The sequence below is a fragment of the Streptomyces sp. x-19 genome (assembly GCF_046549115.1).
In the GTDB taxonomy this organism is placed as follows: Bacteria; Actinomycetota; Actinomycetes; order Streptomycetales; family Streptomycetaceae; genus Streptomyces; species Streptomyces albulus_C.
In genome coordinates this window covers 868,394-879,019 of the sequence record NZ_JAJPWK010000002.1, presented here as the reverse complement: position 1 = coordinate 879,019, position 10,626 = coordinate 868,394, and the positions used below count along the sequence as shown (strand labels likewise).

7 protein-coding genes are annotated in these 10,626 nt (G+C 75.4%); 3 read left to right on the top strand and 4 right to left on the bottom strand.

Translation table 11 applies throughout. From position 1 onward, the window contains the following. The first annotated feature begins 431 nt into the window (after positions 1-431). Positions 432-1,214, top strand: a complete 783-nt coding sequence (locus tag ACLJT4_RS08580; RefSeq protein WP_020930724.1) for an SDR family NAD(P)-dependent oxidoreductase — start codon at positions 432-434, stop codon at positions 1,212-1,214. A 285-nt stretch (positions 1,215-1,499) separates the two neighbouring features. On the opposite strand, the gene ACLJT4_RS08575 is transcribed toward ACLJT4_RS08580, so the two are convergent. The 4 genes from ACLJT4_RS08575 to ACLJT4_RS08560 form a co-directional block, all read right to left on the bottom strand. Further along, the gene (locus ACLJT4_RS08575) at positions 1,500-2,690 is read right to left on the bottom strand and encodes a serine hydrolase domain-containing protein (RefSeq protein WP_411121670.1); all 1,191 of its coding nucleotides are present in this window, start codon (positions 2,688-2,690) and stop codon (positions 1,500-1,502) included. Between the two features lie 139 nt (positions 2,691-2,829). Next, positions 2,830-3,603, bottom strand: a complete 774-nt coding sequence (locus ACLJT4_RS08570; RefSeq protein WP_038519935.1) for an energy-coupling factor ABC transporter ATP-binding protein — start codon at positions 3,601-3,603, stop codon at positions 2,830-2,832. After that, a complete protein-coding gene (gene cbiQ, locus ACLJT4_RS08565; protein ID WP_016573287.1) occupies positions 3,591-4,352 on the bottom strand; it encodes a cobalt ECF transporter T component CbiQ in 762 nt (253 codons plus the stop codon). The genes ACLJT4_RS08570 and cbiQ overlap by 13 nt, the downstream gene beginning before the upstream one ends. A 1-nt stretch (position 4,353) precedes the next feature. After that, positions 4,354-5,496 carry an energy-coupling factor ABC transporter permease gene (locus tag ACLJT4_RS08560; RefSeq protein ID WP_411121669.1) on the bottom strand — a complete coding sequence of 381 codons (1,143 nt, stop codon included), beginning with the start codon at positions 5,494-5,496 and terminating at the stop codon, positions 4,354-4,356. Positions 5,497-5,660: 164 nt separating this feature from the next. On the opposite strand from ACLJT4_RS08560, the gene ACLJT4_RS08555 reads away from it, so the two are divergent. Together ACLJT4_RS08555 and ACLJT4_RS08550 are read left to right on the top strand one after the other, a co-directional pair. After that, positions 5,661-6,881 (top strand): cytochrome P450, encoded by a 1,221-nt coding sequence (locus tag ACLJT4_RS08555; protein WP_411121668.1) that lies wholly within the window; start codon positions 5,661-5,663, stop codon positions 6,879-6,881. A 250-nt stretch (positions 6,882-7,131) separates the two neighbouring features. Then, positions 7,132-10,500 carry a S41 family peptidase gene (locus tag ACLJT4_RS08550; protein ID WP_411121708.1) on the top strand — a complete coding sequence of 1,123 codons (3,369 nt, stop codon included), beginning with the start codon at positions 7,132-7,134 and terminating at the stop codon, positions 10,498-10,500. Positions 10,501-10,626: the final 126 nt, after the last annotated feature.

Below are 10,626 nucleotides of genomic sequence, written 5' to 3'. Positions count from 1 at the left end.
CGATCGACGCGGCCCGCTTCGTCCCGGCCCTCGCCAAGGAGGGCTGAGGGCGTTCGCGTCGGCGGGGAGCGGGGGGCCCGGGCCGGCCCCCGGGGGCCCCCCCCCCCGGGGGGGGGGCCCCCCCCCCCCGGCCCCCCCCGCCGGGGGGGGGGGGGGGGGGGGGGGGGGGGGGGGGGGGGGGTGGGGGGGGGGTGGGGCCCCCCCCCCCCCCGCCCCGCAGCCCCCGGACCCTCCCGTGCGTGGCGGGGCGCGCCCCGGTGGGGGTGGGGGAGAGAGACCTGGGGCGTCCCGTGCGGGGAAGGGCCTTGCTCCGGTGGGGAGTTGAAGAAGAGAAACCGGGGGCAGAGAAAACCAGGGGGCAGGGAAAACCAGGGGGCGGAGAAAATCAGGGAGTGGCGGAGAAAGCCTGGGGCGCGGGTAGATAACCGTCCATGAGGCGATTCGAGGGGTACCGGGTACTGATCACGGGGGCCGGGCGGGGCATCGGTGCGGCCACGGCGCGGCGGTTGGCCGACGAGGGGGCCCGGGTGTTGGTCACCGACCTGGACGGGGCGCGTGCCGAGGAGGCCGCACAGGCGATCCGGGCGGACGGCGGGGCCGCGGAGGCGCGGGCCTGCGACGTCGGGGACCGGGCCGCGGTGGAGGCGGCCGTCGCACAGGCGGTGGAGCGCTTCGGCGGCCTGGACACCCTCGTCAACAATGCCTTCGGCTGCCACCCCGACGCACCCCGCTTCGAGGACACCCCGGACGACGACTGGGCCGCCGACCTCGACGCCACCCTGACCGGCGCGATGCGCTGCGCCCGGGCCGCGCTGCCGCACCTGGCCGCCGCCGGTGGCCGCGGCTCGATCGTCAACATCGGCTCGGTCAACGGCATCCAGGACTTCGGCAACCACGCCTACAGCGCCGCCAAGGCGGGTCTGGCCAGCCTGACCCGCACCCTCTCCGGCCACGCCGCGCCCCGCGGCGTCCGCGTCAACCTCGTCGCGCCGGGCACCATCCACACCCCCAACTGGGCCGGCCGCGAGGACCACCTCGAACGGGCGGCGGCCGTCTACCCGTTGGGCCGCGTCGGCCGCCCCGAGGACATCGCCGCCGCCGTCGCCTACCTCGCCTCCCCCGACGCCTCCTGGGTCACCGGCGTCACCCTCCCCGTGGACGGCGGCATCCTGGTCGCCAACACCGAACTCCGCCAGGCCCTCCACGGCACCTGACAGCAGCTCCCCCCACATCCACCCCACCGGGACAGGGCCCTTCCCCGCACGGGACGCCCCAGGGCTTTCCCCCTCACCCCCACCGGGGCGCGCCCCGCCACGCACGGGAGGGTCCGGGGGCGGAGGGGCGTGTTGTCGGACGTAAAGCGCAGCAGTCCGACAACACGCCCCGCAGCCCCCGGGCCCGGCACCACCCACAACAAGGGGCACCGCCCCACAACACCCCACCCGCCGAAGGCGAAAAACAGAACGCCCACGGCGGGAAACCCAACAACGTGGGAAAAATCAGCCGCCCACGGCGGCAACGGCAACGGCCTTGACCAACGCCTGCGCCCGCGGGTCCGCGGTCACGTTCGGCTGCATGCCGTTGGTGACGTAGCCGAAGGCGATCCCGCGCTCCGGGTCGGCGAAGGCCAGTGCGCCGCCGCGGCCGGGGTGGCCGAACGAGCCGGGGCCGAGCAGCGGGGAGGACGGGCCGTGCAGCATGAAGCCGAGGCCGAAGCGGGTGGTGACGAGGAGGGTGCGGTCGGGGCCGGCGGACTCCTCGGTGCGGGCGAGGGTGAGGGTGGCCGGGGCGAAGAGCCGGGGGTGGTCGTCGACGGGGCCGATCAGTGCGGCGTAGGCGCGGGCCAGCGCGGGGGCGGTGGCGATGCCGGCGGAGGCGGGGAGTTCGGCGGCGCGGTAGGCGTCGGCGTTCTCGTCGGGGGCCGGGGAGATCGCGGCGAAGGCGCGGCTGGTGAGGGAGGTCGGGTCGGCGTACGCGTCGGCGACGGACTTCTTGGGGCGGGCCCGCAGGCCGGCGGAGGCGGGGCGGGGCGGGGCCTCGACGCGGGTGAGGCGGCCGACGCGGGGGCGGGCCTCGTCGGGCAGGCCGATCCACAGGTCGAGGCCGAGCGGCCGGGATATCTCGTCTGCGACCCAGGTGCCGAGGGTGCGGCCGGTGACCCGCAGGACGAGTTCGCCCAGCAGCCAGCTGTAGGTCTGGGCGTGGTAGCCGTGGTCGGTGCCGGGCGTCCAGGCGGGGGCCTGGGCGGCGACCGCGGCCGGGCCGCTGACGCCGTCGATGGCCTGGGCGGGGGTGAGCGGGGTGTCCAGGGCGGGGACGCCGGCGCGGTGCGCGAGGAGGTGGCGGACCAGGACGCGGTCCTTGCCGGCGGCCTTGAACTCGGGCCAGTAGGTGCCGACGGGGGCGTCCAGGTCGAGCTGGCCGCGCTGGTGCAGCAGGAGCGGGACGGTGGCGGCGATGCCCTTGGTGGCGGAGCGGACGATCTGGGCGGTGCCGGGCTCCCAGGGGGCGGCCGTGGCGTCGCCCGGCTCGGCGTCGCCGTCCTTGGTGCCGCCCCAGAGGTCGACGACCTTGCGGCCGTCCCGGTAGACGGCCACCGCCGCTCCGCGCTCGCCGCGCTCGGCGAAGTTGGCTGCGAAGGCGTCCCGGACCGGCTCGAAGCCGTCCTCGACCGTGCCCTGGACGTCCACCCTGAATCCCGCTTCCCGCTTTTTCCGTCGCTTCGGTGACCCATCAATGGTGCAACGTCGGGATCCATGCTCATGACCAGGGGCGCCGCCAGGGCCCGGGGCCGTGGTCTTCCTCACATCCGTCCGTGGGGCGGGGCGGTCAGCCGGGGAGGGTCACCGAGCGCGGGTCGAAGCCGAACGGCAGTTCCAGGCGGTGGCCGCGCATCAGCTCCTCGTCGCAGAGCAGTTCCTGGGTGGTGCCGTCGGCGACGATCACCCCGTCGGAGAGCACCACGGACCGCGGGCACAGCTCCAGGGCGTACGGCAGGTCGTGGGTGACCATCAGGACGGTGACGTCCAACGAGCGCAGGATGTCGGCGAGTTCGCGGCGGGAGGCCGGGTCGAGGTTGGAGGACGGCTCGTCCAGGACGAGGATCTCGGGGCGCATGGCGAGGACGGTGGCGACGGCGACCCGGCGGCGCTGGCCGAAGGAGAGGTGGTGCGGCGGGCGGTCGGCGAAGGCGGTCATGCCGACCCGGTCGAGCGCCTCGGTGACGCGGGCGTCGAGTGCGGCGCCGCGCAGGCCGGCGGCGGCCGGGCCGAAGGCCACGTCCTCCCGGACGGTCGGCATGAACAGTTGGTCGTCGGGGTCCTGGAAGACGATGCCGACCCGGCGGCGGATCTCGGCGAGGTGCGCTTTGGCGACCGGCAGGCCGGCGACGGTGACGGAGCCCGCGCCGGCTTCGAGGATGCCGTTGAGGTGCAGCACGAGGGTGGTCTTGCCGGCGCCGTTGGGGCCGAGCAGGGCGACCCGTTCGCCGCGCTGGAGGGTCAGGTCGACGCCGAACAGGGCCTGGTGGCCGTCGGGGTAGGCGTAGGCGAGGCCGGCGACGGCGAGCGAGGGGGCGGGGGCGGTGGTACTCACAGGGTCCATCCCAGGAGGCAGACGGCCAGTGCGGCGAGCGGGAGGGCGGCCGCGCGGGTCCATTGGGTGCGGGTGGCGGTGGTCCGGTCGAGGACGGGCATGGTGCCGGTGTAGCCGCGGCTGACCATGGCGAGGTGGACGCGTTCGCCGCGCTCGTAGGAGCGGATGAACAGGGCGCCGGCGGATGTGGCGAGCACGCCCCAGTGGCGCACGCCGCGCGCTTCGAAGCCGCGGGAGAGCCGGGCGATCCGCATCCGCCGCATCTCGTCGGTGATCACGTCGCCGTAGCGGATCATGAAGGCGGCGATCTGGACCAGCAGCGGCGGCATCTTCAGCCGTTCCAGGCCCAGCAGCAGTTGCCGCAGTTCGGTGGTGGCGGCCAGGAGGACGGAGGCGGCGACGCCGAGCGTGCCCTTGGCGAGGATGTTCCAGGCGCCCCACAGGCCGCCCACGCTGAGGTCCAGTCCGAGGACATGGGTGCGCGGGCCCTGGGCGACGAACGGCATCAGCACCGCGAACGCCACGAACGGCACCTCGATCAGCAGCCGTTTGAGCAGGAAGCCGGCCGGGACGCGGGCGGCCGCGGCGACCGCCGCCAGCAGCACCGCGTGGAGCGCGAAGGCCCAGACGGCGGTGCGCGGGGTGGCGACGACGACCAGGACGAAGGAGAAGACCGCGGCGATCTTGCAGTGCGCCGGGAGGGCGTGGACCGGGGAGGCGCCGTCCCGGTACAGCTTGTGGGCGTGGCCTGCGCCCATGTCAGCCCTGCTCTGCGGGGGCGGGGGCGTCGACGGCCGGGGCGGCGTCGGCGGCGGCCTTGCGGCGGCGCAGCACGACGAAGACGCCGGTGCCGACGGCGAGCGTCGCGGCGACGCCGATGACGCCGGCGAGGCCGCCGGCCAGCCGAGGATTGGCGATGTCCTTGACGCTGTAGTCGGCGAGCGGGGAGTCGGCCGTGGCGTGCGCTTCGGTCTTGGTGTCCAGGCCCTTGTCGTGGGCGACCTTCTCCAGGCCGTCGGGGCTGCTGGAGGCGTAGTAGCTGAGGCCGCCGGCGCACAGCAGGGCGGCGGCGAGGCCGGCCAGCCACAGCGGGCGGGTCGAGCGGCGGGGGGCGGCGGGCGCGGGGGTCGGGATCGGGGCCGGCGTCGGCTCGTCGGCCGTCTGGTCGGGCGCGGCGGCCGGGGCGGTGCCGGCCAGCGGGGAGGTGCGCAGTTGGAGCGGGCGGGCCAGGTCGCGGGCGCCGTGGACGAGGTCGGGGCGGACCGCGATCACGGCGCCGACGGTGAGGGCGGTGATCACGGCTTCGCCGATGCCGATCAGCACGTGCACCCCGACCATGGCGGTGAAGACCTTGCCGATCGGCACGTCGGTGGTGCCGCCCAGGGCGTAGAGGGCGGTGAAGCAGACCGCGGCGGCGGGCACGGAGAGCAGGGCGGCGGCGAACGAGGCGACGGTGATCGAACGGCGGCTGCGCGGCAGCACCTTCACCAGCAGCCGGAAGACGCCGTAGGCGACGACGGTGGTGGTCAGCGCCATGTCGGAGATGTTGATGCCGAGCGCGGTCAGCCCACCGTCGGCGAACAGCACGCCCTGCATCAGCAGCACCACGGACACGCACAGCACGCCGGTGTACGGGCCGACGAGGATCGCCGCGAGGGCGCCGCCCAGCAGGTGCCCGCTGGTGCCGGCGGCGACCGGGAAGTTCAGCATCTGCACGGCGAAGATGAACGCCGCGACCAGGCCGGCGAGCGGCGCGGTGCGGTCCGCGCCGGTGCCGCCGCCCGTTCCGGCACCCGCCAGTTCGCGCCGGGCGCCGCGCAGGCTGACCGCCACCGCGGCGGCGGCGACCACACCGGCCGCCGCCGACACCGGCGCGTTGATGAATCCGTCGGGTACGTGCATCTTCAGGCTTCTTTCGCTTCTGGCTCCGCAACCCGACGATGATGTGGGTCCTGCAACTAAGTTGCAAGAGCGCCCGCGATGCGGGACGGTCCGACCGGCGCCGCGCGCCCCGTCCGCCCGCACCGCCATTGACTCTTGCGCCCCGCTCCCGCACCCTCCCGGCCATGGCTGCCCAGGAAGCACCCCAGGCCCCCGTCTCCGGTCCCGCCGCGTTCACGCCCTGCGCCGGAGAGGGCTGGCGCGCCCCGTGGGACATGTACGCGGCCCTGCGGGACCGCGATCCGCTGCACCACGTCGACGACGGCGACTACTGGGTGCTGTCCCGCTACGCGGACGTGCTCGCCGCCGCCCGCGACACCGAGCGGTTCTCCTCCGCCGGCGGCCTGACCTTCACCTACGGCGAGCGGGAGCGGCTCGGCATCACCGACGCCGCCCCAATGGTGATGCTGGACCCGCCCGAACACACCGACTTCCGGCGGCTGATCACCCGCGGCTACACCCCGCGCCGGGTGGCCGCCATCGAGCCGGACGTGCGCGCCTTCGTCCGGGACCGGCTGGACCGGATCGCCGGGCTCGGCGCCGGCTGCGACATCGTCGCGGAGCTGTTCAAGCCGCTGCCCAGCTTCGTCGTCGGCCGCTACCTCGGCGTGCCGGAGGCGGACCGGGGCCGCTTCGACGGCTGGACGCACGCCATCGTGGAGGCCAACGCGCTGGGCGACCCGCTGGCCGCGGTCGAGGCGGTGGGCGGGTTGTTCGGCTACTTCACGGAGCTGGTCGCGCGGCGGCGCGCCGAACCGGCCGACGACACCGTCTCCGACCTGGTGCGGCTACTGCCGGACGACGACACCGCGCTGCTGCGGATCCTCGGCTTCGCGTTCACCATGGTCGCCGGCGGCAACGACACCACCACCGGCCTGCTGGGCGGCGCCGCGGAGCTGCTGACCGCCGACCCGGACCGGCGCCGCGCCCTGCTCGACGCCCCCGCCCGGCTGCCGGCGGCCGTCGAGGAGCTGCTCCGGCTGACCTCCCCGGTGCAGTGCCTGGCCCGCACCGTCACCGCCGACACCATCCTGCACGGCCGCACCGTCCCGGCCGGCCGCAAGGTGCTGCTGCTGTACGGCGCCGCCAACCGCGACCCGCGCGCGTTCGGCCCGGACGCCGACCGGCTGGACCTGACCCGCGACGGGCCGCAGCACCTCGCCTTCACCCACGGCCCGCACCACTGCCTGGGTGCCGCCGCGGCCCGGCTGGTGGCGCGGGTCGCGCTGGCGGAACTGCTGGCCCGTTTCCCCGACTTCGCGGTGGACCCGGCCGGCGGCACCTTCGCCGACGGCCACTACGTGCGGCGGTACGCGACGCTGCCGTTCGTCACCGGCCGGGGGTGAGGGTTTCCCGTTCCCGGGCACGGGGCGCGGCACGTGGGGCGCGGCCGAAACGCGCCGGCCGGGCGGGCCGTCCGGGCAGGCCGACTTGCCGCCCGCCCGCGGCGCCGAAACCATGGGTGGGGTGAGCGATGCACCCGAGGCCACCGGGCCGCTCCCGGGGCCGGACGACGCGGACCGCGCGGACCCCGCCGCGGTCACCAACGACCCGGGGACTGTGGAGGGCGCCGGAGCACGCGGGCGGCTGCGGCGCGTGCCGCAGGGGCCGGACCGGCCGCCCGGCTCGTACCTGCGGTACCCCCACCTCCACGGCGACCTGCTCTGCTTCGCCGCCGAGGACGACCTGTGGCTGGCGCCGCTCGCGCCGGACGGGGCGGAGCCGGGCCGGGCCTGGCGGCTGACCGTGGACCGGACCCGGGTCGGGCACCCGCGGTTCTCGCCCGACGGCACGCAGATCGCCTTCACCACCTGGCGCAGCCTGGACCCGGAGATCCACCTGGTGCCGGTGGCCGGCGGGCCGGCCCGCCGATTGACGTACTGGGGCAGCACCGACGCCCGGGTCTGCGGCTGGACGCCGCCGGACCACGACGGGCAGGCGCAGATCCTCGCGGTGTCCTCGCACGGCCAGCCGTTCTCGTACTACTCGTGGGCCTACTGCCTGCCCACCGACGGCAGTCCCGGCGGCCAGTTGCCCTGGGGGCCGGTCGCCGACATCGCGCTGGCCGACCTCGCCGGGGAGCGGCGGACCCTGCTGCTCAGCGGCAAGCCGCCGCACGAGCCGGCGTCCTGGAAGCGCTACCGGGGCGGGGCGATGGGCCGGATGTGGCTGCACGGCACCCGGCTGTTGCCGGACCTGCAAGGGCATCTGGACGCGGTGATGTTCACCGCCGGCCGGATCGCCTTCCTCTCCGACCACGAGGGCGTCGGCAACGTCTACTCCTGCCTGCCGGACGGCACCGACCTGCGCCGGCACAGCGACCACCCCGACTTCTACGCCCGGCACGCCTCGACCGACGGTTCCCGGATCGTCTACCAGTGCGCCGGCGACCTGTGGTTGATCGACGACCTGTCGCCGGACGCGGTGCCGCGGAAGCTCGCGGTGCGGCTGGGCGGGCCGCGGGCCGGCCGCCGCAGCTACCAGGTGCCGGCCGCCTCGCACGTCACCGGCCTGGCGGTGGACGCCACCGGACGGGCCAGCGCGGTCGGGGTCCGCGGCAGCCTGTACTGGCTCACCCACCGCGACGGCCCGGCCCGCACCATCCACGACGTCCCGGGCGTGCGGGTGCGGCTGCCGGTGATGTTGGGCGCCACCGGGCGGATCGCGTACGTGACGGACGCCGAGGGCGAGGACGCCGTCGAGGTCACCAACCTGCCGCGGGCCAGTGGCCCGGGCACCCCGCGCCGGCTGGCGGCCGGGGCCCTGGGCCGGGTGCACGAGCTGGTCTCGGCGCCGGACGGTGAGCGGCTGGCGGTGGCGACCCACGACGGGCGGCTGCTGCTGGTGGAGACCGGCGCGCCGGAGGAGGCCGGGCCGGCGGACGGCGGGCCGGTCCAGGAGGTCACCGAGGTGGCCCGGTCCGGCAACGGCCCGGTGCGCGACCTGGCCTTCTCGCCGGATTCGCGGTGGCTCACCTGGTCGCACCCGGGCATCGGCCGCAGCCTGCGGATGATCAAGATGGCCCGGCTGTCGGACCGGCACGTCGTGGACGTCACCAACGGCCGCTTCGAGGACGAGCAGCCGGTGTTCACCCGGGACGGCCGGTACCTCGCCTTCCTGTCCTGGCGCGGTTTCGACCCGGTCTACGACGTGCACACCGGCGACCTGTCGTTCCCGTTGGGGTGCCGCCCCTACCTGGTGCCGCTGTCGTCGGCGACGCCGTCCCCGTTCGCGCTGTCCCCTGAGGGACGGCCGGCGGCCGGCGGGCTGGATCCGGACGAGAGCCCCCCGCCCGGCGAGGGTCCGGTGCTGGTGGAGGTGGAGGGGCTGGCGAACCGCGTCACGCCGTTCCCGGTCTCCGCGTCCAAGTACTCCGCGTTGAAACCGGTCAGCGGCGGCGGCCTGGTGTGGCTGCGCTGGCCGATCTCCGGTGCGCTGGGCGAGACCTTCGCCAACCCGGCCGACACCTCCGGCCGGCCCACCCTGGAGCACTTCGACCTGACCAAGGCCCGGCGCACCGAACTCACCAGCTCCCTGGACGGGTTCGCGCTCAGCGGCGACGGCACCCGGCTGGTCGTCAACGACGAGGGCGAGCTGCGCGCGGTGCCCGCCACCGAACCGGCGGACAGCGACTCCACGGTCTACCTGGACCTGCGGCGCATCCTGCACGACGTGGACCCGGAGGCGGAGTGGCGGCAGGCGTTCGACGAGGCGGGCCGGATCGTCCGGGCGTACTTCTGGGACCCCAAGCTGTGCGGCATCGACTGGGAGGACGTGCTGGCGCAGTACCGGCCGCTGCTGGAACGGGTCGCCAGCCCCGACGAGTTCGCCGACCTGCTGCGCGAGGTGCTGGGCGAACTGGGCACCTCGCACGCCTACGTCAGCGGCGCCCGGCGCAACGAGGGGCCGCCGCACTACCAGCGCCCGATCGGCCTGCTCGGCGCCAACTTCGTGCGCCGGGACGGGCGTTGGGTGGTCAAGCGGATCCTGCCCGGTGAGTCCTCGGACTCCAAGGCCCGTTCACCGCTGGCCGGCACGGGCGTCCGCGACGGCAGTGCGCTGACCCACGTCGACGGACGCCCGGTGGACCCGGTGACCGGCCCGTACCCGCTGCTGGCCGCGGCGGGCGGGACGACCGTGGAACTGACCTTCTCCCCGCCCGCCGCCCAGCCCCCGCCGGGCGAGGACCCTGCGGCCCCCCTCGCTCCACAGGCGGCGGGCAACGGCCACGCCCGGCGGGTCGCGGTGGTCCCCCTGATCGACGAGCGGCCGCTGCGCTACCAGGACTGGGTGGCCAAACGGCGGGCCGTGGTACGGGAGTTGAGCGACGGCCGGTGCGGCTACCTGCACATCCCCGACATGGGCGGTTCGGGCTGGGCGCAGTTCAACCGCGACCTGCGGCGGGAGGTGGCGATGCCCGCCCTGATCGTGGACGTGCGCGGCAACGCCGGCGGCAACATCTCCGAGCTGGTCATCGAGAAGCTGACCCGCACCATCATGGGCTGGGACCTGACCCGGGACGCCGAGCCGGTGTCGTACACCAGCAACGCGCCGCGCGGCCCGGTGGTCGCCCTCGCCGACGAAATGACCTCGTCCGACGGGGACATGATCACCGCGGCGTTCAAGCTCCAGGGCATCGGGCCGGTGGTCGGCACCCGCACGTGGGGCGGGGTGGTCGGCATGACCGGCCGGCACCGGCTCGGCGACGGCACCCAGATCACCGTCCCGATGAACGCGGCCTGGTTCCACCTCTACGGGTGGGGCGTGGAGAACCACGGCGTGGAGGTCGACATCGAGGCGCTGCGCTCGCCGCTGCACTGGGCGGAGGGCCGGCACCCGCAGCTCGGCGTCGCGGTGCGCACCGCGCTGGAACTCCTGGACCGGCACCCCGCGGCGGACCCGCCGGACCTCTCGGACGTCCCTGACCGCCGGCGTCCCCCGCTGCCCCCGCGCGGCGCCCACTGAGAACGCGCCGCACGAGAACGCGCCGCACGGGAACACATCACAGGGGAAGTCGACATCGATCGCGCCTCCCCTGCGGCTTCGGCTTCGGCTTCGGCACGCCGGAGAGGCGCACCCGGGATCACCGGA